At 63.7% G+C, this 25,364-nt stretch carries 19 protein-coding genes and 1 pseudogene; 6 read left to right on the top strand and 14 right to left on the bottom strand.

Annotated elements, in window-relative coordinates; translation table 11 throughout:
* The 4 genes and pseudogenes from ACT7DK_RS19890 to ACT7DK_RS19875 all read right to left on the bottom strand — a co-directional run.
* A pseudogene (locus ACT7DK_RS19890) lies at positions 1-345 on the bottom strand (LutC/YkgG family protein); the annotation flags it as partial.
* Positions 345-1,763, bottom strand: a complete 1,419-nt coding sequence (locus tag ACT7DK_RS19885; RefSeq protein ID WP_445402233.1) for a LutB/LldF family L-lactate oxidation iron-sulfur protein — start codon at positions 1,761-1,763, stop codon at positions 345-347. The gene ACT7DK_RS19885 and the pseudogene ACT7DK_RS19890, both read right to left, overlap by 1 nt.
* The gene (locus ACT7DK_RS19880; protein ID WP_445402231.1) at positions 1,756-2,526 is read right to left on the bottom strand and encodes a (Fe-S)-binding protein; all 771 of its coding nucleotides are present in this window, start codon (positions 2,524-2,526) and stop codon (positions 1,756-1,758) included. The genes ACT7DK_RS19885 and ACT7DK_RS19880 overlap by 8 nt, the downstream gene beginning before the upstream one ends.
* A 177-nt stretch (positions 2,527-2,703) precedes the next feature.
* A complete protein-coding gene (locus ACT7DK_RS19875) occupies positions 2,704-4,404 on the bottom strand; it encodes an L-lactate permease (protein ID WP_445402229.1) in 1,701 nt (566 codons plus the stop codon).
* A gap of 160 nt (positions 4,405-4,564) precedes the next feature.
* Between ACT7DK_RS19875 and ACT7DK_RS19870 the strand changes: the two genes are divergently transcribed.
* Together ACT7DK_RS19870 and ACT7DK_RS19865 are read left to right on the top strand one after the other, a co-directional pair.
* Positions 4,565-5,467, top strand: a complete 903-nt coding sequence (locus ACT7DK_RS19870) for a LysR substrate-binding domain-containing protein (RefSeq protein WP_445402227.1) — start codon at positions 4,565-4,567, stop codon at positions 5,465-5,467.
* Positions 5,468-5,479: 12 nt separating this feature from the next.
* Positions 5,480-6,517 (top strand): Gfo/Idh/MocA family oxidoreductase, encoded by a 1,038-nt coding sequence (locus ACT7DK_RS19865; protein WP_445402225.1) that lies wholly within the window; start codon positions 5,480-5,482, stop codon positions 6,515-6,517.
* A gap of 237 nt (positions 6,518-6,754) precedes the next feature.
* On the opposite strand, the gene ACT7DK_RS19860 is transcribed toward ACT7DK_RS19865, so the two are convergent.
* Positions 6,755-7,795, bottom strand: coding sequence for a YeiH family protein (locus ACT7DK_RS19860; protein ID WP_445402223.1), 1,041 nt, complete (start codon positions 7,793-7,795; stop codon positions 6,755-6,757).
* Between the two features lie 147 nt (positions 7,796-7,942).
* On the opposite strand from ACT7DK_RS19860, the gene ACT7DK_RS19855 reads away from it, so the two are divergent.
* Positions 7,943-8,839, top strand: a complete 897-nt coding sequence (locus ACT7DK_RS19855; RefSeq protein ID WP_445402221.1) for a LysR family transcriptional regulator — start codon at positions 7,943-7,945, stop codon at positions 8,837-8,839.
* Here the strand turns inward: ACT7DK_RS19855 and ACT7DK_RS19850 are convergent.
* Complete coding sequence (locus tag ACT7DK_RS19850) at positions 8,836-9,411, bottom strand: TetR/AcrR family transcriptional regulator (RefSeq protein WP_445402219.1); 576 nt, start codon at positions 9,409-9,411, stop codon at positions 8,836-8,838. The genes ACT7DK_RS19855 and ACT7DK_RS19850 overlap by 4 nt on opposite strands.
* Before the next feature lie 141 nt (positions 9,412-9,552).
* On the opposite strand from ACT7DK_RS19850, the gene ACT7DK_RS19845 reads away from it, so the two are divergent.
* Positions 9,553-10,599 carry an alkene reductase gene (locus ACT7DK_RS19845; protein WP_445402217.1) on the top strand — a complete coding sequence of 349 codons (1,047 nt, stop codon included), beginning with the start codon at positions 9,553-9,555 and terminating at the stop codon, positions 10,597-10,599.
* A gap of 34 nt (positions 10,600-10,633) precedes the next feature.
* On the opposite strand, the gene ACT7DK_RS19840 is transcribed toward ACT7DK_RS19845, so the two are convergent.
* The gene (locus ACT7DK_RS19840) at positions 10,634-12,262 is read right to left on the bottom strand and encodes a methyl-accepting chemotaxis protein (RefSeq protein ID WP_445402215.1); all 1,629 of its coding nucleotides are present in this window, start codon (positions 12,260-12,262) and stop codon (positions 10,634-10,636) included.
* A gap of 139 nt (positions 12,263-12,401) precedes the next feature.
* Complete coding sequence (locus ACT7DK_RS19835) at positions 12,402-13,124, bottom strand: polyphosphate kinase 2 family protein (RefSeq protein WP_445402213.1); 723 nt, start codon at positions 13,122-13,124, stop codon at positions 12,402-12,404.
* A gap of 411 nt (positions 13,125-13,535) precedes the next feature.
* On the opposite strand from ACT7DK_RS19835, the gene sstT reads away from it, so the two are divergent.
* The gene (gene sstT / locus ACT7DK_RS19830; RefSeq protein ID WP_445402211.1) at positions 13,536-14,756 is read left to right on the top strand and encodes a serine/threonine transporter SstT; all 1,221 of its coding nucleotides are present in this window, start codon (positions 13,536-13,538) and stop codon (positions 14,754-14,756) included.
* Between the two features lie 207 nt (positions 14,757-14,963).
* Here the strand turns inward: sstT and ACT7DK_RS19825 are convergent, their stop codons facing one another.
* Positions 14,964-15,428 carry an Lrp/AsnC family transcriptional regulator gene (locus tag ACT7DK_RS19825; protein WP_445402209.1) on the bottom strand — a complete coding sequence of 155 codons (465 nt, stop codon included), beginning with the start codon at positions 15,426-15,428 and terminating at the stop codon, positions 14,964-14,966.
* A gap of 138 nt (positions 15,429-15,566) precedes the next feature.
* Between ACT7DK_RS19825 and ACT7DK_RS19820 the strand changes: the two genes are divergently transcribed.
* On the top strand, positions 15,567-16,505 hold the full coding sequence (locus tag ACT7DK_RS19820) for a DMT family transporter (RefSeq protein ID WP_445402207.1): 939 nt from the start codon (positions 15,567-15,569) through the stop codon (positions 16,503-16,505).
* Positions 16,506-16,536: 31 nt separating this feature from the next.
* Here the strand turns inward: ACT7DK_RS19820 and ACT7DK_RS19815 are convergent, their stop codons facing one another.
* The 5 genes from ACT7DK_RS19815 to ACT7DK_RS19795 form a co-directional block, all read right to left on the bottom strand.
* Positions 16,537-17,478, bottom strand: coding sequence for a PDC sensor domain-containing protein (locus tag ACT7DK_RS19815; protein WP_445402205.1), 942 nt, complete (start codon positions 17,476-17,478; stop codon positions 16,537-16,539).
* Between the two features lie 195 nt (positions 17,479-17,673).
* Positions 17,674-17,928, bottom strand: a complete 255-nt coding sequence (locus ACT7DK_RS19810; RefSeq protein ID WP_445402203.1) for a helix-turn-helix domain-containing protein — start codon at positions 17,926-17,928, stop codon at positions 17,674-17,676.
* A gap of 304 nt (positions 17,929-18,232) precedes the next feature.
* Positions 18,233-18,925, bottom strand: coding sequence for a M48 family metallopeptidase (locus ACT7DK_RS19805; RefSeq protein ID WP_445402201.1), 693 nt, complete (start codon positions 18,923-18,925; stop codon positions 18,233-18,235).
* Positions 18,922-22,224 (bottom strand): type I restriction endonuclease subunit R, encoded by a 3,303-nt coding sequence (locus ACT7DK_RS19800; protein ID WP_445402199.1) that lies wholly within the window; start codon positions 22,222-22,224, stop codon positions 18,922-18,924. The genes ACT7DK_RS19805 and ACT7DK_RS19800 overlap by 4 nt, the downstream gene beginning before the upstream one ends.
* Entirely contained in the window at positions 22,224-25,295 is a 3,072-nt protein-coding gene (locus ACT7DK_RS19795; protein WP_445402197.1) for an AAA domain-containing protein, read from the bottom strand. Before ACT7DK_RS19795 ends, ACT7DK_RS19800 begins: the two co-directional genes overlap by 1 nt.
* Between the last annotated feature and the right edge of the window lie 69 nt (positions 25,296-25,364).

Genomic DNA, 25,364 nt, shown 5'->3' with positions numbered 1-25,364 from the left:
CCGGTTGAACAGCTCGTCCTTCCAGGCTTCCAGGGGGCGGTCGAACAGTAGCTGTTCGGCGCCGGCCAGGGCCTGGCTTATTTCCCCGAAGAAGTCGCCGCCGGTGCCGGTGGCGACGCGCTGGAGGCCGGCCTGTTCCACATGGGTTTTCAGGGTGGCGACCAGTTCGGCCCTGGGCAGGCGGCGCACCTCGGCGTGGTTCTGCTCCAGCAGCTCGGTCAGCCGGGCCAGCATCTCTGCCTGCCCGCTTTGGTTCCAGATGGGGTAGTCCGGGTCGTTTACCGGCAGCGGCCGGGCCTGGGCCTGGCGCAGCCGGTTGAGAATGGCGTGACGGGCGCTCGACATTACTTGTTCCTCTCGGCCATAAGCTCGCGCAGGGTTCTGGCGGCGGGTTGGGGGGCGGTGCGGCAGCGGGTCCAGGGGCCCAGTTTCTTCGGCATCAGGCCGCGCAGCCTCGTTGCGCACCAGGTCAGCATACGGTACAGGGCCGGGCGGCTGGTGACCAGGCCGAAACTGCGCCAGATAACAGCCTCGGTGCGGCTGGCCGCCGCCTTCTGGCCGCGCAGGGGTGGCACGCCGGGGCGCGGGTCCTGCTTGGCCTCGTGGCGCAGCCGCTGCAGCAGCTCGGGGATGGGAATGCGCACCGGGCACACCTCGCCGCAGGCGCCGCACAGGCTGGAGGCGGTGGGCAGATCCTTGGTGGCTTCCAGCCCCATCAGGTGGGGCGAGATGATCTTGCCGATGGGGCCCGGATAGACGGTGCCGTAGGCGTGGCCGCCGATGCGGGTGTACACCGGACAGTGGTTCATGCAGGCGCCGCAGCGGATGCACTGCAGGGTCTTGCGCATTTCCTCGTCCACGAAGGCCTGGCTGCGGCCGTTATCGAGCAGCACCAGGTGCACTTCCCTGGGGCCGTCCAGCTCATCGTCCTTGCGCGGGCCGCTTATCATGTTGAAGTAGGTGGTGATGGCCTGGCCGGTGGCGGAGCGGGTGAGGGCGCTGAACAGCGGCGGCACGTCGGCCAGGAACTCCACCACCTTCTCGATGCCGGTGATGGCGATATGCACCTCGGGCACCGTGGTGCACATGCGGCCGTTGCCTTCGTTTTCCACCAGGCAGAGGGTGCCGGTTTCGGCCACCGCGAAGTTGACGCCGGACACCCCGATGTGGGCCTCGCGGAATTTCTCGCGCAGCACATTGCGGCCGGTCTGGATCAGGGTATCCACGTCCAGGGTGTGCTGGAAGCCGGGCACGTGTTCGGCGAACAGATCCGCCACCTGCCGCTTGTTCTTGTGGATGGCGGGCATGATGATGTGGGACGGGGTCTCGTTGCCGAGTTGGACGATATATTCGCCCATGTCGCTTTCCAGGCAACGGATGCCCGCTTTTTCCATCTGGTGGTTGAGCTCGATTTCCTCGCTCACCATGGACTTGCCCTTCACCGCCAGGGTGCCGCCGTGGGCGCGGATGATGTCGGCGAAGAGGGCGTTGGCCTGCTCGGCGTTTTCGGCCCAGTGCACCCGGATGCCGTTGGCGGTGCAGTTGGCCTCCAGCTGCTCCAGCAGCTCGGGCAGCTTGCTCAGGCAGCGCTGGCGGATGGCCTCGGCCCGGTCGCGGATGGCCTGTTCCTCGTCGGCGTCGGCGAAGGCGGCCTTGCGCTTGTCGCGCAGGTAGTCCATGGCGCCGCGGAAATTGGCGCGCAGCTCCGGGTTGGCCAGGGCCGCCTCGGCCTGGGGATGGAACAGTTGTGGCTGGTTATGCATGGCTACCCTCCAGTCGTTCCAGCAGGAAGCTGGCCAGGTGAATGCCTTTCATCTCTTTCTTCTGGTATTCGAAGGCGCCGTTGATATTGAGCAGGCAGCCCCAGTCGGCGCTGATGAGCTGGGCAGCGCCGGTGTCGTTCAGGTGTTGGGTCTTGTCCTGCACCATGGCTTCGCTGATGGCCGGGTGGCGCACCGAGAAGGTGCCGCCGAAGCCGCAGCATTCGCTCTCGTAGGCCTGCTCGCGCAGTTCCACCCGGTCCAGCTGGCCCAGCAGCTGGCGGGCGGTGACGTGCACCTTCATTTCGCGGCGGGCGGCGCAGGAGGTGTGCAGCACCACCGAGGTGGCCGGGCCCTGGTCGCTGAGCTGGATGCGGCAGACCTGCACCAGGAATTCGGTCAGTTCGAATACCCGATCACAGAATTGGTCGGCCTGCTGTTGGTGTTCGCTGCCGGCGAACAGCCGGCGGTAGTGGTGGTGCATCATGCCGCCGCAGGAGCCGGACAGCACCACCACCGGCCAGGGCTCGGGGAACAGCGCCATCTGGCTCAGGGCCGTGGTCTTGGCGTCGTCTTCGTAGCCGGAGGAGTAGGCGGGCTGGCCGCAGCAGCTCTGTTTGGGCACGTAGATGACTTCGACCCCGGCCAGCTCCAGCAGGCGGATGGCATCCAGCCCGCTCTGGGGCGAGAACATGTCCACCAGGCAGGTGGCGTAGATATACACCTTTTCTGGCTTGGCCGGGTAGATACGGATAGCGGACGACATAAGGCAATTCCTTTAAGTAACACTACTTCAGACAGTGCGCCAGAAGTGAGGGCAGAACGCAGACTCGCGGTGAACCCATCCATGGGGGCTCCGCCGCGCCATCCATGGCGCGGAGGGTCTGCTTAGCGGCTCCTCACTTCTGTCCTGCCAGCCTTGGTGGCCGACAGACAATGCAAGTCAAGACAACTTCAACAAGGGGTCCGAGATGCCCAGGCCATAGATGGCGATCATGCCGATGATGCCGATGGCCACCAGGTAATAGAGGGTGGGCAGGGCGGTCTTGCGCAGCGTGGTGCCTTCCCGGCCCAGCAGGCCGACGGTGGCCGAGGCCGCCACCACGTTGTGGATGGCGATCATGTTGCCGGCGGCGGCGCCCACCGCCTGCAGCGCCACCACCATGGCGGTGGACACGCCCAGGGTCTGGGCCACCTCGAACTGGAACTGGGAGAACATCATGTTGGACACGGTATTCGACCCGGCGATAAAGGCCCCCAGGGCGCCGATGACGCCGCTGATGGCGGGGAAGAAGTCGCCCACCAGGTCGGCGGCCACCTTGGCGGTCATCACCGGCATGCTGGCGAGGTCGGCACCGTTGACCCCGGAATTGATGAACAGGCGCACCATGGGCACGGTGAACATCAGCACGAAGCCGGCGCCGATCAGGGTCCTGGACGACTCATGGATGGCCGGGCCGAAGGCCTTGAGCGAACGGGTCTGGGTCAGCACCGCCACCAGGGAGACGAACACCAGTATACCGCCGGGCAGGTACAGGGGCTGGATGCCGGCGCTGATGCCCGCCTCGCCCAGGATGTTGCTGAAGGCGATGTTCCAGCCGCTGAGCAGGGCCTTGAAGCTGTCGCTGGTACGGCTCAGCACCAGCAGTACCGGCAGCAGCAGGTAGGGGAACCAGGCCAGTCCCAGGCTGATCGGTTTTTTGGTCAGGTCGTCGGTGTTGATGGTGAGCGAGCCCAGCCATTCCGCCGGCCAGTGTCGTTCTTCCGGGAAGTCGAAGCGGCTCTTGGGCACCAGGAAGCCTTTGCGGGCGGCGGTGACCACCAGGGCCAGGCCGACCAGTCCGCCGACCAGGGAGGGGAACTCGGGGCCGAGCAGCACGCCGGTGAGGGCGTAGGGCAGGGTGAAGGCCAGCCCGGCGAAGATGGCGAACGGCAGGATTTCCAGGCCTTCCTTCCAGCTCTTGTTCTTGCCGAAGAAGCGGGTCAGCATCATGCACATGAACAGCGGCATCAGGATGCCGACGATGGCATGGGTGATGGCCACGTTGCTGGTCACGGTCTGCAGGTAGGCCTCCCAGCCCGAGCCGCCGGCGGTGAGGGTGTTGTTGATGGCGCCGTTGTCCAGGCCGGTGGTCACGCCGACGATGATGGGGGTGCCCACGGCGCCGAAGGAAACCGGGGTGCTCTGGATCAACATGCCCATCAACACCGCCGCCAGGGCCGGGAAGCCCAGTGCCACCATCAGCGGGGCGGCCACGGCGGCGGGGGTGCCGAAACCGGAGGCGCCTTCGATAAAGCAGCCGAAGCACCAGGCGACGATGATGGCCTGGATGCGGCGGTCGGGAGAAATGGCGGTGAAACCGTTGCGGATGGTGGTAATGGCGCCGGTATGCTTTAAGGTGTTGAGCAGCAGGATGGCACCGAAGATGATCCACAGCAGTGACACTGAGATCACCACGCCCTGCAGGCTGGAGGCGATCACCCGGGTGGCGCTCATGTCCCAGGCCCAGAGGGCGATCACCACGGTGAGGATAAAGGCCAGCGGCATGGCCCGCTTGGCCGGCCATTGCAGGCCCACCAGCAGGATGGCGGCGAGCACTATGGGCGAAAACGCCAGCAGTGCCAGTAAGGTATCATTCAGCATAGTTGGTCACTTCCATTGTTTTATCGGGGGTCATCACAGACCGTTTTTACTGTAGGGTATTAATTGCAAGCTTGGTGTTAAGCGGATGTGACTTTAAGTCCTTACTTTTTGTAGATATATAGATTTAATGAAACTCATTGTTTCCAAAACTGGATGAATAATGCCGAGAACCGATGATCTCATCCTCTTCGCCCAGGTGATCGAGCTGGGCTCCTTCAGCAAGGCGGCGGAAGCCAGCGGCCTGACCAATTCGGTGGTGAGCAAGCGCATCGCCCGGCTGGAAGAGGAGCTGGGCAGTACCCTGATCCACCGCACCACGCGGCGCCTGACGCTGACCGAGGCGGGGCAGGTGCTGTACCAGCGGGCACGGTTGGTGGCCCAGTCGGCCCAGGAGGCATTCGACGCCGTCACCGGCTACAGCCAGGCGCTGCAGGGACACATCCGCATGTCGGTGCCGACCATTTCCGGCGAGCTGGTGCTGGCGGAGGCGGTGGCCGAATTTTGTGAGCTGCATCCGGCTATCTCGGTGGAGATGTCGCTGGAAAACCGCTTCGTGGACCTGATTGGCGAGGGCTACGACCTGGTGATCCGCACCGGCCACCTGGACGACTCCAGCCTGATCGCCCGCCATATCCTGGACTCGCGCTGGACCATCTGTGCGGCTCCCGCTTATATTAGCCGTCACGGCAAGCCGCAGGTGCCGGAAGACTTGCTCCAACATAACTGCCTTATCTATAGCTATCAGGAAAGCGGTGCCCGCGACTGGCTGTTCACGCGACACGGCGAGGTGTATCCGCTGCGGGTGAGCGGCAACTTCTCCACCGACAACGCCGCCGCCCTGCGCAAGGCGGCCATCGCCGGCTTCGGCCTGGCCTATATGCCGCGCTGCCTGGTTTACCCGGATCTGCAGGCGGCCCGCCTGGTCGAGCTGTTGCCCCGCCAGGTGGGCAAGGTGCTGGGCATTTACGCGGTGTATCCCTACAGCCGCCAGCCGCCACGCAAAATCAAGCTGTTGATCGAGCACATCCGTGCCCGTTACATGGATATCAAGCATTACTTTTGACGAGGTTGTCCCATGATTAAAACCGCCGTGATTGGCTACGGCCAGTCCGCCAGCATCTTTCACCTGCCCTTTATCGACTGCCTGCCGGAGTTCGAGCTGGTGGCCATCAGCAGCTCCAAACCGGAGAAAGTGGCCAAGGACTGGCCCGAGGTCAAGGTGTATACCGATGCGGAGCAGATGCTGGAGGAATCCGGAGCCCGGCTGGTGGTGATCACCGCCCCCAACGAGGTGCATTACGAACTGGGCCGCAAGGCGCTCAACCTGGGGCTGCACGTGGTGATGGAAAAACCCATGGTGACCCAGCTGCACCAGGGGGTGGAGCTGATGAAACTGGCGGCGGCCAGGAACCTGTGCCTGATCCCCTTCCACAACCGCCGCTGGGACAGCGACTTCCTGACCATTCGCAAGCTGATTGCCGACAACAAGCTGGGTACCATCCACGGTTTCGAGTCCCACTACGACCGCTTCCGGCCGACCCCGCGCCAGCGCTGGCGCGAGCTGCCCGGGGAAGGGGTGGGCACCTGGTTCGATCTGGGCGCCCACCTGGTGGACCAGGCGCTGGTGCTGTTCGGCAAGCCGCTGGCGGTGACCGGTCGTTGCCTGGCGCTGCGTCCGGGCTCGCCGGTCACCGATTACTTCCATGTGCAGCTGCATTACAGCGACAAGGAGGTGTTGCTGCACTCCAGCCCCTACCATCCGGGGCCGACCCTGCGCTTCAAGCTGCAGGGGGAACTGGGCTGTTACATCAAGCTCGGTTTCGATCCCCAGGAAGAGCGGCTGCGCGACGGCATAGTGCCGGACTCGCCCTACCTGGCCAAGGAAGCCGAGTCGGACTACGGCATCTTCTATTCCGACGCCGAGCCGGAGGTGATCGAATCGTCTATCGGCGGCTACCGCTATTTCTACGAGGCCACCGCCAAGGCCATTCGCGGCGAAGGTCCGCTGCCGGTGACGGCGCAGGACGCGCTGGACGGGCTCAACATCATCAACCTGGCGGAAAAAAGCTCGGTGGAAGGCCGCACCCTGCCGGTGGGGGAAACCACCTTCTGAATGTCGGCAGGCGTAATGCCGGACTTTGTTACGGAGCCTGGCTGCAGACTGCCGATATATTTTCGGATTTTTCTGTGGTCACTCCCGCGCAGGCGGCAGTCCAGTGCAAACCGTCGTGGATTTCCGCCTTCGCGGAGATGATCAGGGTGGCACCGCAGTGCCAAAGGGAAATAAAGCAGGCGATGGGCCTTGCCTCAAGCTGCCACGGCGACCCCTGCGGTCGCCGTTTTTATGGGCTCAGCCGAGCAGGATATAGCCGATGATCAGGGCGGCGATAAAGAGGGTTTCCAGCACCACCAGCAGCACCGGCTTCCAGCCCACCGAGAGGATGTCCTTGAGCTGGGTGCGCACGCCGAGGGCGGCGATGGCGGTGAGCAGCAGCCAGGAAGAGCTGCCGGCCAGGGGCTGGCTGACGGCGGAGGGGATCCAGCCCAGGCTGTTGAGCACGAACAGCGCCACGAAGCCGAGCAGGAAGCCGGGAATGGCCACGCCCTTGCCGCCCTCGGCGTCGCCGCGGTGGCGGGCCGCGCGACGGATCACGATGCCGATGGCCATCACGATGGGCACCAGCATGGCCACCCGCAGCAGCTTGACGAAGGTGCTGAGATCGCCCACCTCGCTCGACATGCTGTAGCCGGCGCCCACCACCTGGGCCACGTCGTGGATGGTGGCGCCGATAAAGAGCCCGGATTCCTGGGGGCTGAGCCCCAGGCCGGTGCTGATCATGGGATAGAAGATCATCGCCAGGGTGCTGAGGGTGGTGACGCTGATCACCGTGAACAGGGTGTCGCGCTTGGCCTGATCGTCCTGCTTCAGCACGCTGCTGATGGCCATGGCCGCCGAGGCGCCGCAGATGGCCACCGAGCCGCCGGTGAGGGTGCCGAAGGCGGAAGAAAAGCCCAGCAGCCGCGCCATCAGGATGCCGAAGCCGATGGTCAGCAGCACCGCCGAGCACACCATCAACAGCGGCGACCAGCCCAGGGTGAGCACGTCGCCGAAGGTGATGCGCAGGCCCAGCATGGCCACCCCCAGGCGCAGCAGGGTCTTGGCGGAAAACTCCAGCCCCGCCAGGCAGTGCTGCTCCTGGCTTAAAAAGTTGAACGCCAGCCCCAGCAGCAGCGCCATCAGCATGGCGGGGGCGCCGTACTGCTGGGACAGGAAGCTGGCGGCGATGCCGATGGTGACCGCCACGCAGACGCCGGGAAAGTAGCGTTTTCTGACCTCTTCGATTCGATGCATCATTTCCATCACCTGGTTGCGGGTTTCCACGGCCATCATTGTCGTCCTTCTGCAAGCGGCGCGCGCCCTGTGGCGCCGATGCCATCATGGTAGGAAGCCGGCCCGGCGGGATCTAATGCCTTATTTCTAGCAGGGCGGTTACTTTTCTGCATAGAATGCCCGGTCGATGGCGGCAACGGAGGGAGCATGGAGAGCAAATGGCTGCACGATTTCGTCGCCCTGGCCGAGCAGGGCAACTTTTCCAAGGCGGCGGAGGCGCGTTTCGTGACCCAGCCGGCCTTCAGCCGGCGCATCCGCTCCCTGGAAAACTGGCTGGGGGTGCCGCTGGTGCACCGGGATCGCCATCCGCTGGTGCTGACCGAGGCCGGCGAGATTTTTCTCGAGCAGGCCCGGCAGTGGCTGGCCCAGATCTACGGGCTGCGCGGCCAGCTGCGCCAGAGCCTGCACGAACACCAGAGCCTGAGTTTCATGGCCCAGCCTTCGCTGGCGGTGACCTTCTTTCCCGGCTGGATCCATCGGCTGCGTCCCCTGCTGGGCGACAGCCTGATCCGTCTCAATACCGGCCATTACCACGATGCCATCGAGCAGTTCATGGCCGGCTCGGTCGACTTTCTGCTGTGCTTTGCCGGCGGGGCCGTCAGTCCGGCGCTGCATCGCCCCGAGGTGGAGCGGCTGGTGGTGGGCCGGGACCGGCTGGTGCTGGTGTCGGCGGTGGATGCCGCCGGCGCGCCGCTGCATCCCTTGTCGCCGGACGTGCCGCTGCGGCTGCTGCTCTATCCCCGGGATTCCTTCCTGGGGGCACTGATCCAGCGGGAGTGCCTGCCGGCGCTGAGCGAACAGCCCTGCCGCCCGGTGTGTGAAAACGCCCTGGGCGAGGGGCTGAAGGCACTGGCCCTGCAGGGGGATGGCGCCAGCTTCCTGCCGGCCGGGCTGGTCGGGGAAGAGCTGGCCCGGGGGCAACTGGTCGAGTTGCCGTTGCCGGTACGGGTGCGGCTGGATATCGAGCTGTGCCGGCTGGTTCCGCCCCGCTCCGAGCAGGCGGAGTTGTGCTGGCAACGGATCCGGGCGCTGGCCGAGGGCTAGGCCCGTAGCGCCGCCAGCAGCCGGTCGGCGGTTTCCTGCAGGCAGTCCGGGGCGGGGTGCACATGGGCATAGGTGCGCAGACCGTAGATGCCCACCAGCAGCAGCCGGGCCAGCTGCTCCGGGGTGGCGTCGGCGCGGGCCTCGCCGGCCTGCTGCGCCGCCGCCAGGGCCTGCGCCAGGCGGCGCTCCAGATCCTTCAGCAAGGTCCCCAGGCGGGCGGACACTTCCTCGTCCTGTTCGCTCAGTTCCTGCAGCGTCTTGGTCAGCAGGCAGGCCATGGAGTCGCAGCTCTGTATCTCGGCCACCACCTGATCCAGGTAGCGGCGCAGCCCGGCCAAGGGGGAGACCCCCTCGAAGCAGGCGGCCAGCGCCGCCTGGCGGTCGGCCACATAGTGATCCACCGCCGCCAATAGCAGCCCCTTCTTGTTGCCGAAGGCGCAGTAGATGCTGCCCGGATGCAGCCCGGTGGCGGCCACCAGATCCTGCATGGTGGTGGCGGCAAAGCCCTTGTGGCGAAAGGCCTGCATGGCGGACCTCAATACCTGGTCCCGATCGAAACTTGCTGTACGCATCTTGATTCTCCCCGTTCCGCCCTAGTGTACCCCCCGCCCGCCGGTGATGCCAAAGTATCTTGAATGTTTGTTCAAAAAAGGCTTGAAAACGACGGGAGACGTCCCTATCTTGAATGCACATTCAAATAAGAGGACGCCCCCGTGACCGCCTATCCATCCCTGTTCGAACCCTATCGCCTGAACGACCGCCTGACCCTGGCCAACCGCATCGTGATGGCGCCGCTCACCCGCAGCATGGCCGGTCCCGGCCTGGTGCCCACCCGGGCCATGGCCGATTACTACGGCCGACGGGCCGACGCGGGTCTGATCGTCAGCGAGGCCACCATCATCCGTCCCGACGGCCAGGGCTACCCGGACACCCCCGGCATCTACAGCCAGGCGCAGATCGACGGCTGGAAGCAGGTGACGGCGGCGGTGCACCGCAATGGCGGCAAGATCTTCCTGCAGCTGTGGCACGTGGGCCGGCTGGCGCACTCCCATTTCACCGGCGAGCAGCCGGTGGCGCCCAGCGCCGTCGCCTTCGAGGGTACCCTGCCGCGGATGCGGGAGCTGAGCTACGAGCTGCCCCGGGAACTGAGCCGGGAGGAGATAGCGCGGCTGGTGGCCGACTACGCCCGGGCGGCGGAGAATGCCATCGCCGCCGGCTTCGACGGAGTGGAGATCCACGGCGCCAACGGCTACCTGATCGATCAGTTCCTGCACCATGACACCAACCACAGGGCCGACGACTACGGCCGGACCCCGGAGAACATGAGCCGCTTCGCCCTCGAGGTGGTGGACGCGGTGGCGGCCCGGGTGGGCGCCGACAGAACCGCCATCCGCCTGACCCCGGGCGCCTACGTCCATATGCAGGCGGATGCCCGGGACCGGGCGGTGTTCGACCACCTGCTGGGCGAGCTGGAGGGGCGCAGGCTGGCCTACCTGCACCTGGGCATCTTCGACGACAGCCTGAGCTTCGATTTCCTCGGCGGCCGTGCCAGCGAGTACCTGCGCCGCCACTACGGCGGCACCTTGATCGGCGTGGGCGGCCTGACCCCGCAAAGCGCCAGCGAAGGGCTGGCCCAGGGCCGCTTCGAGCTGGCCGCCATCGGCCGGCCCTTTATCGCCAACCCGGACTACGTGCGCCGGGTGCAGCAGGCCGAGCCCCTGGTGGAATACCACCAGGACATGCTGGCCGAGCTGGTGTAGGGAAAAGCAGAGGGCCGGCGGACCGGCCCTCACTTCAGAGGCTGAATTTCTGCACCAGTCGGCCGAGGCCGTCCGCCAGCCGGCCGAGATCTTCCGAGGCGCTCGAGGTCTGGCGGGCGCCGCCGGCCACCCGGTCCGACATCTCGTTGATCTGGCCCACGCTGCGGCTCAGCTCCATGGCCACCGCGTTCTGTTGCTCGGTGGCGGCGGCGATCTGCATGTTCATGGCCGTCATCCGCTCCACCGCGGCGCTGATCTGGTGGAGCGAATCCACCGCCTGGCGCGCTTCCTTCACCCCGCCCTGGATCATGTCCCGGCTGTTGTCCATGGCCTGGGTCACGGCCTCCGCCCGCTGCTGCAGGCTGCCGATGGTCCGGTTGATCTCGTCGATGGAGTCTTGGGTGCGCCGGGCCAGGTTGCGTACCTCGTCGGCCACCACCGCGAAGCCCCGGCCGGACTCCCCGGCGCGGGCGGCCTCGATGGCGGCGTTGAGCGCCAGCAGGTTGGTCTGCTCGGCGATGTCGCGGATCACCTGCGATACCACCCCGATGCGGGCGCTGTCCTCGCGCAGGGCCTGGGCCAGTGCCCCGGCCTGTTCGATTTCCTCGGCGGCCGCTTCCACCCGGCGGGTGGAGTGCTGCACCACCCGGCCGCTCTGCTCGGTCTGGCCGGCGGCATCGCGGGCGGCACCGGCGGCGTCGCTGGTATTGAGGGCGATCTCCTGGAAAGTGGCTTCCATCTGGTGCATGGCGGTGGCGATCTGGGCGATTTCCTGCTGCTGGCCGCTCAGCGCGTTCGAGGCGTGGGCGGACAGCTGGCGCAACTGGCGGGTGGCGCCGCCCAGGCCGTCCAGGCTGACGGCGATTTCCCGCACCAGCTCGCGGATACCATGCTGCATGGCGACGAAGTCGCCGGCGGCCTGGCCCAGCTCATCCCGGGCGAAGCGATCCAGCTCCAGCTCCTGCCCGAGCCGGCCGTTCCTTACCCTGTCCATCTGGGCCAGCAGGTAGCCCAGAGGCCGGCGTATCCTGCGGCTGATGACGATGCCCGTGGCCAGCATGAAGGCGGCCAGCAGCAGGCACAGCGCCACCACCACCAGGCTGAGGGTGTCGATCACCGCCGATTCATGATCCTTGATGGCTTCCGCCTCGGCGGCGATCAGGCGCTGGGTATCGCCGAGCAGGGTGACGATGGCGTCGAAGGGAGCCAGCATCTCGGTGAGCATCTTGACCCGGGCGGCGTCGATGCTGCCGTTGTCGATCAAGCCGATATAGTCGTTCTGCATCCGCTTGTAGTCGGTGATCCGGCGGCGAAAATCGTCGATAAAGTGGCGAACGTCGGCACTGTCGGCCTGTTGCTGCATGGCCGAGAGGTAATGCTCCACCTGTTCGTCGTTGTGGGTGATCTTGCCCAGTATCTCCGCGTGCTCCCGAGGGTCCAGGGTCAGGCCGTAGTCGAGGGCGAAGCGGCGGTAGGTGACGGTGCTGTAGCGCAGGTTGGAGATGGTCTGCAGCAGGCTGATATTGCGCTCGACGATGCCTTCCATCTGCCGCTTTATGCCCTGCACCGAGAGGTAGACGTACAGGCTGAACGCCAGCACCGCCAGCAGCATGGCGGCGAAGGACGCGGTAAGTAACGCCTTGATGGACAAACGATTAAGCATTTCCCTGACTCCGTGTTGATACTGTCGGCAGTATAGGGAAGGCTCTTCGAAAGATTAAACGTATAAAATCTGTTGGATTAATCGTATTTATCGATATCAGGGCCTTGGGCCGGCCCTGCCGGAGGGGAGGACGGCAGGGCTATTCGAAGAACGCCTTGATCTCGTCGGCGGGAGCCGGGATGGACAGATCCAGCTCCTGGCCCAGCTCCTCGATCAGCAGCCGGAAGCAGCTCATCCGCGCCTGGTGCTTGCTGTTGGCGTCGATGCGGTGCCAGGGCGCCACGTCGCTGTGGGTGCGTTCCAGCATTTCATCCCGGGCCAGCTGGTAGTCCTGCCATTTGGCGCGATTGCGCAGGTCCTCGGGGGTGAGCTTCCACTGCCTGGCCGGATCCCGGTAGCGGGCCTGGAAGCGGTCGAGCTGGGTGTCGGCGCTGATGTCCAGCCAGATCTTCACCAGCCGGATGTGTTCGGCGGTGATGGCCCGCTCGAACTCGTTGATCTCCCGGTAGGCCCGCCGCCAGGCGTCCGGCTCGGCGAAACCCTCCACCCGCTCCACCAGCACCCGGCCGTACCAGGAGCGGTCGAACACCGCCCAGCGGCCCTGGGACGGCAGCCGCTGCCAGAACCGTTGCAGCCAGTGCTGCTCCCGCTCCCGGGCGTCGGGGGCGGCGATGGGCCAGACGCTGAGCCAGCGCGGATCCAGGCACCAGGCCAAGCGGCGGATGATGCCGCCCTTGCCGGCGGCGTCGGGCCCTTCCAGCACGATCACCGCGCTCCGCCCCTGGCGGCCCATGGCCTGGTGGATCAGTGCCAGCCGCTTCTGCAGGGGCTTGAGCTCTTCCTTGTGCTTTTGCTTATTCATCTCGTCTCTCTGAGAGTGACTGGGTTGGCCTGAATTATACCAGTCGGATCAAGGATATGCCCTGGTAAGCCGATACCTTTGAGCCCATCTGTCGGGATCTCACGGCCAGAATCATCAGGTGCAGCAGGTGCAGCAGGGGGGCGCTGGAAGGAGGGAAAACGGAAGTGCGTATCGGATGCTGGCAACTCGAGCCGTGATGTGGCCGGCGAGGGTGGAATGCGGTTACTCCAGTTTTTATTCCTAAAAGTACGTTTATATACATTCCTATATGTCGAAAAAATAGCTGAATACAGGGATAAATGTGCACGTTGTTACAAAAAACCATTAATCTGGTTTTTTTGTAGACAGTTCTGCTATAAAGTCGCGGCGTCTCTAGAGTATGAAATGGTCTGTGACCAATAAAGGATGACTATGAACCAAACACAACCTCTTTTGCTGCGCGCGGTCAACAACGGCAGCCTGGTGTCTCAAATTCTGATCGGGATCATCGCCGGTGCCTTGCTGGCGGTGCTGTCGCCCTCTGCCGCCGGCTCCGTCGGCCTGTTGGGCAGCCTGTTCGTCGGGGCCCTCAAGGCCGTGGCACCGGTGCTGGTGTTTGTGCTGGTGGCGGCATCCATCGCCAGCCACAAGAAAGGCAATCAGACCAATATCCGCCCCATATTGTCGTTGTATCTGCTGGGCACCTTTGCCGCGGCGCTGACCGCCGTGGTGATGAGTTTTGTCTTCCCGACCGAACTGGTGCTGGTAACCAACGGCGCCGAGGCCTCGGCTCCCGAGGGGATCGGCGAGGTACTGCAAACCCTGTTGTTCAAAGTGGTCGATAATCCCATCAATGCCCTGCTGACCGGCAATTTCATCGGCGTGCTGGCCTGGGCCATCGGCCTGGGCGTGGCCTTGCACCATGCCTCCGACACCACCAAGACGGTGTTCAACGATATTGCCACCGGGGTATCCAGCATAGTGAAGTGCGTGATCCGCCTGGCGCCCATCGGCATCTTCGGCCTGGTGGCCAGCACCATTGCCGAAACCGGCTTCGAGGCCCTGTGGGGCTACGGCCAACTGCTGGCCGTGCTGCTCGGCTCCATGCTGATTATCGCCCTGGTGATGAACCCCTTGATCGTTTACTTCAAGACCAAGCGCAATCCTTATCCGCTGGTATTCAAATGCCTGCGCGAAAGCGGCGTGACCGCCTTTTTTACCCGCAGCTCCGCCGCCAATATTCCGGTGAACATGGATCTGTGCAAACGCCTGGACCTGCATGAGGATACCTATTCGGTTTCCATCCCCCTGGGCGCGACCATCAACATGGCCGGTGCCGCCATCACCATTACCGTGCTGACCTTGGCGGCGGTGCATACCATGGGCATCCAGGTGGATCTGGCGACCGCCCTGCTGCTGAGCGTGGTGGCGGCCGTGTCCGCCTGCGGGGCTTCCGGTGTGGCCGGCGGTTCGCTGCTGCTGATCCCCCTCGCCTGCAGCCTGTTCGGTATCTCCAACGAGGTGGCCATGCAGGTGGTGGCCGTGGGCTTTATCATCGGCGTGCTGCAGGATTCGGCAGAAACCGCCCTGAACAGCTCCACCGACGTGCTGTTCACCGCCGCCGCCTGCCAGGCCGCGGAAGACAAGCGCTGAACAGGATCCCCGCCGTTTTGGTGACAAGGCCGGTTGGCGAATGCCAACCGGCCTTTTTCATTGTCTCCGGAGCAAGCGAGTCAGCCGGGCAACTGGTCGAACCGGCCCTCGCGTTGCGCCCGGTTGCTGACCTGCTCGGCCAGGTGATCGATAAGCCACATGGGGTCTCTCCCGCCGGTTGCCTTGTTCAGGGTGGTTCAGGGTCGGCTACAGCGGCAGGGGGCCGTTCTCCTTGACGGTGCGGATGGCGAAGCTGCTGTCCACGGTTTGGATCATCGGCAGCTTCTGCAGCCGGCGCACCCATTGCTCGAAGCCCTGGAGATCGGCGCTGACCACCTGCAGCAGGTAGTCGAAGGCGCCGGACACGGTGTGGCAGTTGATCACCTCGGGCATGTCCCGCACCGCCTGCTCGAACTGATCCACCAGGGCATCCCGGTGCTGGCTGAGCCTGACCTGCACGAAGATGGTGATCCCCAGGCCCAGCTTGCCCTTGTGCAGGCAGGCCCGGTAGCCCTCGATCAGCCCTTCCTGCTCGAAGCGGCGCACCCGCCGGGCGCAGGGGGAGGGCGACAGGCTGACCCGCTCCGACAGCTCGGCGGTGGTGAGGCGGGCGTCCTGCTGCAGGGCATCCAGCAGCAGGCGATCGATGCGGTCCAGTTTGGCGGCGGTCATATCTTGGCTCTTTTTGCTTTTTGTATGGGATTTATTGGCTCAGCGAGCCAATAACTGTGGTTATTGTGCTCCACTTTGCCAACATCAGCCAGGCCGACCGGCGCACAATCTAGGCTCTTATCCAGCGGAGTCTGTGCCATGTCCCACGCCACCCTGACCCAAGTGATTCCCCTGCACGCCAATGCCGCCCAGCGCGGGCTCGGTTATCTGGCCGCCGCCGGCACCGTGCTGATCTGGTCGGTCTATTTTCTGTCGCTGCGGCTGGGGGCCCTGTCGCCCCTGGGGCCGCTGGACATCACCCTGTTCCGCTACGCCGTGCCCGGGCTGGTTCTGCTGCCGCTGCTGCTGGCCCGGCGGGCGCGGATCCGGGCGGTGAACCCGCTGTGGCTGCTGGGCATGGTGCTGGGCGCCGGACTGCCGTTTTTCCTGCTCAGCGTGCTCGGCATGGGGCTGGCGCCGGTGGTGCAGGGCAGCACCCTGATCCCCGGCACCGCGCCCCTGTTCGTGTCCCTGCTGGCGGCCTGGGTGTTCGGCCAGCGGGTGCCGCCCTGGCGCCGGCTCGGCCTGGCCACGGTGCTGGCGGGGGTGCTCTGCCTGCTGTGGCAGGGGCTGGGCGAGGGCGCCGCGCTGGGCCTGGGGCAGGGGCTGTTTTTGCTGTGCAGCCTGCTGTGGGCCCTGTTCACCATTTGCGTGCGCCAGAGCGGGCTCAGGCCGCTGGAGGTGGCGGCGGTGGTGACGGTACCCAACGGCGCCCTGGTGGTGGCCTGGCTGCTGCTCGGCGCGGCCCCGCTCAGCCTGGAGCTGGTGCCGGTGCAGGAATGGCTGGCCCAGCTGCTGGTGCAGGGGCTGGTGGTGGGCCTGGGCGCGGGTTTTCTGTTCGGCTATGCCATCGGCCGGCTGGGCGCCGAGATCAGCGCCGCCATCGGCTCCCTGACCCCGGTGTGCGCCACCCTGCTGGCCTGGTGCTGGCTGGGCGAGCAGATAACGCCGCTCACCGGCCTGGGCCTGGGGCTGGTGACCCTGGGGGTGATCGGCGCCAGCGGCCTGGTGAGCCGGGAGCGGCAGGAAAACGGCTAGCCCGCCGGGACAGGCGGGCTGTGGAACTGCGCTAGTCCGCGGTCTGGCTGTCCCGGCTCAGCTTGAGGTAGACGCCCAGGCCGGCCAGCATGGCCACCGCCGCCATCAGCATCCAGACCGCGTTGATCAGCTGGTTGCCGACGTCGCCGCCGTCGAGCAGCGACTTGAACATCAGCAGCAAGGCTTCGATGGATACCGCGATAATGATGGCCGCCATAAAGCGGGAGATGGTGCGCCGGGTCGAGTCGTGGTGGTGGATGTCCTTGTTCACCAGCACCTCCTCCTCGAGGATGGTCTTGCCCAGATCGAAAATCGACATGCCCAGGGTGATCAGGATGACGATGCCGAAGGCCCCGGTGGCCACATGGTTGTCTTCGTCGAACAGCGAGAACAGGGATTCCAGCGCCGAATACAGCAACAGGGCCGCCACCACGATCAGCAGGCCGCCGATCAGGCCGTAGATCCACTGGAAGTAGTGGTGGCAGCGAAAGCGCATCTCGTCGCCGTTGAGGTAGGAGATCAGCCGGCGCAGGTTGAAGTTGATCACCAGGTAGCCGCGATCCCGGCCCTGCTCGTCCACCAGGTGCTGCACCACCGAAATCGCCAGCTGGTGGGTGGCGTTGGACAGATAGGGGCTGGTGACCACCACGGCGTTGCTGCTCTGCCTGGCGGCCTGGACATAGGGCCGCTGGCTGCGGTCGCTGCCCTTGCCCAGCGAGCGTCGCTTGCGCTCGCTCATGGTGGGGCTGTAGGCGGAGTCCGTCAGTTGGATGCCGTTGCTGTCCAGGCTGTAGAGCAGCTCGACGAAGGGGTAGGAACGGCTGAGGTAGTTGATGGTCTGCTGCTGGGCCTGTTCGCTCTGCAGCAGCTCCAGCCCGTTCAGGCTGGTCATGATCGACTCCATCAGGCTGTGAATAACGGACTCGTATTGCTGGTACTGCTCCAGCAGGCGGAAATGGTTGTGTGTGCTCACGGCGGAGAAATTCTCTGGGGTCTGAAATTGAGTGGCTGGGAGCACGACTGTAACGCAGCAAGATGACATTATTCGAGCACTGAACAAAAAACTGCCGAAAGTTGTGATCTAGCCAGGAGTGAGGGCGCGGTGGCGGGTTGTTGCAGAGAGCAAGACGCCCGCGCGGCAGCACGAGAACAAAGAGCCGCCATCACATCACCACTCTTCCTTCCAGTCTTGGGAACTGTCAAGGTCGACGTTTTTGGCGCCTCTTGGTTTTACTTCCAGCTCCAGGTTCAGTGCCGACAGGATCTTGAAAAAGGTATCCAGCTTAGTGGTGTTGAGTTCGAAGTTGGATACCGTATCCTGCCGGATCCCCACCTTACCGGCCACCTTCCCTTGAGAAAGGTTTTCCGAGAGCCTGGCATCCCTTAGGTGGGTGCCGAGCTGCTTGGCGCTGGTGATTTTCATGCTGTGACTTTCTGCAAACCCGCCCTTTCAATTTACACGCTACAGCGTGTATTTTGGGGCTACCTGCTATAGCAGGTAATCTCATTGCTATGGGCAATAAATAACTGTTCCGAATGGTAGATCACTATCGGCAGCGACTGGGTTTCGCTAAGCAGACCCTCCGCGCCAGGGATGGCGCGGCTGAGCCCCCAGGGACGGGTTCACTGCGTGTCTGCGTGCGGGGCCCGGTCGATGTAGCACTATTAGGATCAGTTATTTATATCGAATACGCACCTTTGAGAGAGCACCGCGTGCTGCTAGGTACTCAGAGCCCCTCCACATCCATGCCATGCTCCGCCAGCCACTGTTTGCGTTCTTCGTAGTCGGGCATGGCGCGTTCCAGCCGCAACCAAAACTCGGTGGAGTGGTTTGGCTCGTGAAGATGGACCAGCTCATGGGCGACCACATACTCGGCGATGCGGGCCGGGAGCATGATGGTTTTCCAATGGAAATAGAGCATGTTGCCCTTGCCGCAAGAGCCCCAGCGAAAACCGAGATCCTGCACCTTGAGCCCCGCCGGCTGCACATCGATGCGTGGGGCAAAATCCAGAACGCGTTGCCAGAGCCAGCTCTTGCCGCGCTCGCTGTACCAGCGAATAAAATGCCTGCGTGCATCGGGCCGTGCATCCTGGTGCAAATGAAAGCGGCCGTTGACCCATTTCAGCGGAGCTTCCTGCTCGTTGACCAGATTAAGCCGGTGATGGCGACCCAGATACAGGTGCCCTTCACCCTGCACGAAGGTCTTGTGGCGCACCTGCTTGGTCATCAGCACCTTTTCGGCGAGTTTCTTGTAGATCCAGGGTTGTTTGCTGCGAACGAAGGCTTCAAGCACCTCGACCATGACGCCGGGTGGGGTGGCGATCAGCAGCGAGCCGTCCCGCTCTACGGTCAGCTCCAGGGTCTTGCGCCGGCCGCTCTCGCGTACCGGGATCACCAGGTCATCAACCCTCAGTATCATGTCTGCTCCAGCTTGTAGCTGTTGGCCTTGGCCAGCTCCCGCAACTTGTCGACCAGAGGCTCAATTTGGGAGAAATCCAGCAGCTCGCTCTCATAAATGCGCTCGAACAGCTCCTGCTCCAGCGCTCCCTGCATTGGTCGGCGGTGCGGCTCCCAGAAACTCTGGGTTTTGACTTCACGGCTGATGTGCTCCACCAGATGCTCGGTCAGCCGGATCAAGTCGGCTTCCAGGGCAAGGTCGGGCTTTTCTTCTCCGCACCTGGCGGCGCGCAGCATGCGGTAGAAGGGCAGGTAGTGATCCGGCACGTCCGGCAGACCTTCCTCGTGGCTGGTGCTGCCGCTGTTGACCTCGTCGATGATCGACTGCAACGCGGCTATCAGGGCGTCCCACTGCCCCACCAGACCATCCAGGATGGCCTTGAGCCGCTCGCTCAGCTTGCCGTAGTAAATCGGGTCTTCATCCAGCTTCTGCTTCACATGGCTACGGATAGCGTGCTCCATCTCGGAGGCCACCGCCTTTTTGGCCTTGTCCGGGTCAACACCATAGCGGGCGGCCTGCTCCCGCACCTGGCTCAGTTGCCCGGAAAAAGCGGCATCGGTCAGGTTGATGGGGGCGATTTTGGGATCTATCCCGAGCGAAATCACATGGTCGTCGATGAGCTTGCGCACCTTGGCGCCGATATCCTTGCCCAGCACGGTGCCATCGCGATAGCGGCGGCGGGCCACGGCGTAGATCAGCGCCAGCTGTTTGGCATCCTGGGTAAAGGGCAGGGCTTCGGGGCGGGGCAACACCAGATCCAGGCTTTGCATAAAAGCCTTGAGCTTAACCCCGAACTCCTGGCGGATACGCTCGCTGTCCAGTGCCTGTACGCAGGCTTCCAGGTCGGCAAGCTCCTCTATGCCCCGGGAGCGAAGCACATCCACCGCCCGCAGGTGGCGATCTTTCAGGGCCGGGATTTCATCCTTGAGGCTGCGCAGGGCGCCATCCACATCTTCGTCGCTGTAGGCGGCCAGCGCCGCCTTGAGATGGTTGGCGACCCCGAAGTAATCCACCACTATGCCCGCCTGTTTGCCAAAGCCGGTGCGGTTGACCCGGGCGATGGTCTGCAGCAGCTCCGCCTCGCGGATGGAACGGTCGAGGTACATTACTCCTTCGATGGGGGCATCGAAGCCGGTCAGCAGCATGGATTTGACGATCAAGAACGCCAGCGGATCGGTTCTTGTGGCCTCGCCCAGCAGGGGCCGCTTAAAGCGGGCGATGGCCAGGTCCTGCTTGGCCCGGTCGGTATGCTGCAGCCACTCGGCCCCGTCGTTGTTGTTGCCGGAGATCACGGCGGCAAATTCCAGCCGGGCCAGCAGCTCGCGGTGGCGCCACGCCTGCACCAGCGCCTGTACCTTGGGCGAACGGCGGCACAATTGCTCGTTATCCAGCCCCTTCAACTCGGGACTAAGCTGGTTTGCCTCATCCAGCAGCGTATCACGGGCCTTGACGAAGGCCCCCTGGTAGCGCACGGCGGCGAGGCGGCTGTAGGCCACCACCTGGGCCTTGAAGCCGTTGGGCAGGATATGGGTGACATAGTGGCGCAGCATGTCGCGCGCCTTTTCTTCGATCAGCAGTGGTGCTTCCAGCACATTGCCCTTGGTGGCGTATTTTTTCTTGATCGCTTCCAGCTCTTCTTCGCTCTTGTCGGCAAAGAAGTCTTCAAACAGCTCGTCGAGGCTGCTGCCGTCCTTCACCGCTCCCTTGGCGGTACGCCCTTCATAGAGCACGGGCACGGTGGCGCCGTCGGCTTCGGCCTCGCGGATGGTGTATTTGTCGATAAAATCGCCGAAAATTTCGTGGGTACGCTTCTTCTCGCCCATGATGATGGGGGTGCCGGTAAAGCCGATGCGGACGCAGTTGGGCAAACCGGCGAGCAGGTTGGCGTGCAGATCGCCCGCCTGGGTACGGTGGGCCTCGTCCACCATCACCAGAATGTCCTCGCTGGGGTTGAGCAGCTCATAGTCCAGCTTGCTGACCTGTCCCGGGGCGGAGGTGTCGCGGTATTTCTGGATCATGGCAAACACCAGTCCGGGCCCGTCCTGGCGCAGTACGGCTTTCAGTGCCTTGCCGCTGGTGGCCACCTGCACCATCTCGCCCGACAGGGTGGCGGTGCCGGACAGCTGGCTCTGCAGATCGGTACGATCGGTCACCACCACCACCTTGAAGCGGCGCAGCCTCGGGTCGGAGCGCAGGCAGCGCAGCATAAACACCATGGTCAGGGATTTGCCCGAGCCCTGGGTATGCCAGACGATGCCGCCCCGGCGATCGTATTCGCCATCTTCACAGCGGGTCTTGCCACGGCGCAAGCGCTCCAGCGCCTTCACCACCCCGCGATACTGCTGATAGCGGCACACCAGCTTGATGGTCTGGCCCCCCGTGTTCATAAACAGGGTGAAGTGGCGCACGATATCGAGCAGGTTGGCCTTGTCCAGCATGCCGGCCACGGTGCGCTGCTGGGGCGAGAGGGTGGTCACCCCAAGCCGTTTGGCCACCTGCTGCTCGGTGTTCCCCGGCGCCGAGCAACCGGCGACCGTCTTCCAGGGCAGATAATGGCTGGAGCCGGCCCCCAGGGTGCCGACCAGGCATTCATCAAAGCTGGTGGCCAGCAGGAACTGGTTGGTGTGAAAGAGCGGCGGGGCCCCTTCGTTGTCCCCCACCTCGCCGGCGGCAAAGCGCTGGTTGGAATAGCGACGCAGCTGGTCGATGGCCTCGGCCATGGGCGTGGCGGCATCGGGGCTCTTGCACTCGATCACCACCAGCGGGATGCCGTTCACCAGCAGCACCAGATCGGGAATGATGTGCTTCTTGGCGCTGTCGTGCCCCGGCGGACACTGCACCTTGAACTGGTTGATCACGGTAAAGCGGTTGTTGGCCGGATGATCCCAGTCGATATAGCGGATGGTGCGTGATCGCCCGCCGTCCCAGTCCGGCATTCCCTCCACCACCACCCCGTCGGTCAGCAGGGCGGTGGCGGCCTGGTTGGCTTCCATCGGGCGTGGCGTCCCGAGCCGCGTCAGGGCCGATACCGCACCGTCGATGCGCGCCTCATCCAGCCATTCCACGGCATTGCCATCGGCCAGCGGACGGGTATTGATACGCCTTAGCTGCGCGCGCAGCACGCCGGTTTGCAACACCTCGGCAAAGCTGCGGCGGCCGGTGGCGGCGGGATTATCCAGGTCGCCCGCCAGATAGTCCCAGCCCATGGCCAGCAGCTGGTCGATCAACGGTTTTTCGCTTAAGGCGTATTCAGGACCCATTAGTACACCTCTTCTGCTGCGCTGATGGCCAGGTCATCCTGGCGATGGAGTGCGTCGATTTGCTTTCTGAGCAGACCGGAGGGAGAGCCGGGGGCCGTTGCTCCAAACACATGCGGATGGCCAAAGACGATGAAACTGTCCTTGGCGCGGGAGACGGCAACGTTCAGCATGTTGTGGTTCATGTCGTAAAACTTGCCGGCACTGATGTCGTTTTCCCCATATACGCTGGAAAACAGCACCAGGGTTCGCTCATCCCCCTGTAAACTGTGCACCGTACCGACAGTCAGCCCGTGGACGCCCACTTGATCGAGGGCTTGCCGGATAAGGCGGGCTTGTTTGCTAAAGGGGGTAATGATGCCGACCGCCAGCTTCAGCACTTCCTGATCATCTTTTTCGGCCCACTTGGGATTGTGTTGCCGCGCGTAGGCGAGGATCTGGTCCCGCTCTGCCTGGAGCCACTTTGCAATATGCTCTGCCTCTCCGGGGTTGCCCCTGCTGCCGCCGTAAGAGCGTGACGGCGATGCAGTGGCCACCATGGCGAAGGTGCCCCAAGGGACGGGTTGCCTGGGCGAGCCGCGCAACGGCTCGAGAATACCTTCATAGACCATGGTGTTGCAGTAATCCACAATCTGGTCGTAGCAGCGTCTGTGCTCGGTGAGATAGAGACCCCGCTGCAGGGGAGCAAACTGGTGATAAAGGCACTGTCGCTGCGCCACCCCCATGACCGAACCACCGCTGGCCAGCAGACCGCTTTGCTGCCAGAAATCATCGTAGTCGTACTGTTCGTTGAGTAATCCGTAGAGCTCCAGGTTGGCGCGATCCACATAGGCGGGAATGCTCCATACCGGTTCGATCTGGTCCGTGTCTCCCACTATCAGCGCCCGCTTGGCCAGGGCAAAACTGGCGGCGGCAACATCGGGGACGGCCTGACCCGCTTCATCGACGATCAGCAGATCGATCTCGTCGAACAGCGGAATATCTCGCCAACAGTTATCGCGCATCTCATAGGCCATAAAGGTGGAAGGTATCATGTAGAAGGTCGAGACAAAGCAGGGGGTCAGCTTGGCCAGGCGGCGCAGCTTGCGCCGCAGCTTCCGGGGGGACTTTTTATCCTCTTCCCCTCTGCTGAGGAAGCCTTCGTACTCCTGCAGCCAGCGGGCTTCCCAGTAGTGGGTGGCCAGCTTGAACAGCGTGAAACGCAGCGAGCGGTCGTTGACCTCATGCACCTGATCTTCCGGTGAATGCGAGAACAACCGGGTAGGTTGATAGGCCGCGATCCAGTTCTTCAGCTCCTGCTCTGCCTGCTGGTAGAGCGCCACCACCTGCTGCAGCTCGCTGAGCCGGCCTTCGCTGTGCTGGCGTGCTCTGTGGGCCTGCTGTATCCGTTGGTTCAGGGCCCGTTCGACGGTGTTGTCAGAATGATCGTCGAGAAACAGCTCCCAGCTGTTGAGCAATCTTGCGGTCTTGCGCTGTTCATGCTGTTTCACCGGAGATAGCCACATCAGCCAGCGTGCCCACACCGAGCGTTGCTCCCACAGGCCATACATCTCATCCAACTGAGCCTTGGCCCGGCGATAGTCCGTGCCGGCGTGCTCATGCAAACGGATGGCTTCCGCTAGCTGTTCATGCAGGGAGGCGATGCCGCCGTAGCGGTTGTTTAGCTCGCGCTCTTTCTCCTGAAAGTGTCCCAGCAGGGTGACGCCGTGTTCAATCGCCTGCTTGGTCTGCTGGAGTGCCCGGTGCAACTGCTCCTGCACCTTGCTGACCGCGACCGCCTGATCATTGAGCCACTGGCTGGCGCATATTAGAAAATGCACCTTGGCCCGATCCAGATATTCCCGGGTATGCCAGCTTTCCATGCACCCCTCGCCCTTTGGCCCTAGGTACATATAGGGGTTATGGACATTCACCTTGGCGCTGGAGCAGCAGTAGAGACCATAGCTGTCGACCTCGGGCAGCCAGCGGCCCTTCAGGGGCTCTTCCAGCCCCTCTTCGTCGATCTTGGCAAAGCTCTCCAGAATATTGGTGACCGCCTGGTTGTTGTTCGATGCCGCCACAATCAGCGGAGGCTCTCCCTGGGCCAGCGCCGCCTCACTCCACAGGTTGGCCACCACGGAGCGCAGTAGCGTGGTCTTGCCGGTTCCGGGAGGGCCGTTGACGGCCAGGATTTCCCCGTATCTCTGCGCCAGGAAATGGTGCAGGGCATTGCGCTGCTTGGGGGATAAGGGGAACTCCCCGGTCATCTGCCCAAGGTGTCCCTTGGCTCCAATGGGTTGATGCTGCAGATCCTGATGGGGAGAGAGCTCGGGCGATTGCTCGGCGCAGAACCGCTGATAAAGCGGGGGATACTGGCCACTATCGCGCAGGTTGTTGAGCACCTTCAATATGTTTGCCTTTGCCCCCACCACGTTGGGCTCCAGCTGCAGCAGGCTTTGTCCGCTTATCTCAAAGTCGGGGTGAATGGGCAGGGCATGCAAGGGAAGGACCCCGGGTGCGCCGCCCCCATCGTTTGACGAGAGCGGATGGCCCACCACGGTGGCGAGCATATGGCAGCAGTAAGCCACCAGTTGTCCCCACTCCACTATGCCCTCATAGGGATTCCGGGTCAGAAAGGTGTCCAGATTGACATAATCCCCGATGGGGTCGGTTGCACTCTGGTTCGGGGCCAGCCACTCCCGCGGAATCCAGGGGCGTTTGTTGGAAGGAAACAAGGTTCCGTCGGCCAATACCCTGACAAAGACCCCGACCGGCAGCAGCACCCGCCGCTTCAGGTTGTTGATCTCCCCATACCGAGATGACTGCAGATCGACCCGGGGAAACAGCACCACTTCGGCCGCCTCCAGCGGGGGCTGGCCGGCAGGCTGCTTGGCATCGAGGATCTGCCGCGCCAGCGCGGGGGAGATGCGCCCGGTCAGCCATACCTGGTGGTCGAGCGCCAGGTAGTCGGAGGAGGGATCTTCGACCTTTTCGATGCCCAGGGCGGGCAGCAGATTGCGATCATCCGGGCTGAGCCGTTCGGCATCGATCAGTGACTGGCGAAAATAGCCGGTAATCTTGTGCAAAAAGGACATAAGATCCCACCTTCCTTGTTGTTGTGCTCGTGATTTTTAAATGGACTGCGCTCGAACAGTCCCTTTTTC

Source organism: Zobellella sp. An-6, from assembly GCF_052487945.1.
The sequence above is the reverse complement of the archived record's forward strand: the minus strand, read 5'-3'. Positions and strand labels throughout refer to the sequence as shown.

Bases quoted from the DNA above. Each gene is read 5' to 3' on its own strand.
- ACT7DK_RS19885 (WP_445402233.1), bottom strand. From the start codon at position 1,763: ATGCATAACCAGCCACAACTGTTCCATCCCCAGGCCGAGGCGGCCCTG.
- ACT7DK_RS19880 (WP_445402231.1), bottom strand. From the start codon at position 2,526: ATGTCGTCCGCTATCCGTATCTACCCGGCCAAGCCAGAAAAGGTGTAT.
- ACT7DK_RS19875 (WP_445402229.1), bottom strand. From the start codon at position 4,404: ATGCTGAATGATACCTTACTGGCACTGCTGGCGTTTTCGCCCATAGTG.
- ACT7DK_RS19870 (WP_445402227.1), top strand. From the start codon at position 4,565: ATGCCGAGAACCGATGATCTCATCCTCTTCGCCCAGGTGATCGAGCTG.
- ACT7DK_RS19865 (WP_445402225.1), top strand. From the start codon at position 5,480: ATGATTAAAACCGCCGTGATTGGCTACGGCCAGTCCGCCAGCATCTTT.
- ACT7DK_RS19860 (WP_445402223.1), bottom strand. From the start codon at position 7,795: ATGATGGCCGTGGAAACCCGCAACCAGGTGATGGAAATGATGCATCGA.
- ACT7DK_RS19855 (WP_445402221.1), top strand. From the start codon at position 7,943: ATGGAGAGCAAATGGCTGCACGATTTCGTCGCCCTGGCCGAGCAGGGC.
- ACT7DK_RS19850 (WP_445402219.1), bottom strand. From the start codon at position 9,411: ATGCGTACAGCAAGTTTCGATCGGGACCAGGTATTGAGGTCCGCCATG.
- ACT7DK_RS19840 (WP_445402215.1), bottom strand. From the start codon at position 12,262: ATGCTTAATCGTTTGTCCATCAAGGCGTTACTTACCGCGTCCTTCGCC.
- ACT7DK_RS19835 (WP_445402213.1), bottom strand. From the start codon at position 13,124: ATGAATAAGCAAAAGCACAAGGAAGAGCTCAAGCCCCTGCAGAAGCGG.
- sstT (WP_445402211.1), top strand. From the start codon at position 13,536: ATGAACCAAACACAACCTCTTTTGCTGCGCGCGGTCAACAACGGCAGC.
- ACT7DK_RS19825 (WP_445402209.1), bottom strand. From the start codon at position 15,428: ATGACCGCCGCCAAACTGGACCGCATCGATCGCCTGCTGCTGGATGCC.
- ACT7DK_RS19820 (WP_445402207.1), top strand. From the start codon at position 15,567: ATGTCCCACGCCACCCTGACCCAAGTGATTCCCCTGCACGCCAATGCC.
- ACT7DK_RS19810 (WP_445402203.1), bottom strand. From the start codon at position 17,928: ATGAAAATCACCAGCGCCAAGCAGCTCGGCACCCACCTAAGGGATGCC.
- ACT7DK_RS19805 (WP_445402201.1), bottom strand. From the start codon at position 18,925: ATGATACTGAGGGTTGATGACCTGGTGATCCCGGTACGCGAGAGCGGC.
- ACT7DK_RS19800 (WP_445402199.1), bottom strand. From the start codon at position 22,224: ATGGGTCCTGAATACGCCTTAAGCGAAAAACCGTTGATCGACCAGCTG.
- ACT7DK_RS19795 (WP_445402197.1), bottom strand. From the start codon at position 25,295: ATGTCCTTTTTGCACAAGATTACCGGCTATTTTCGCCAGTCACTGATC.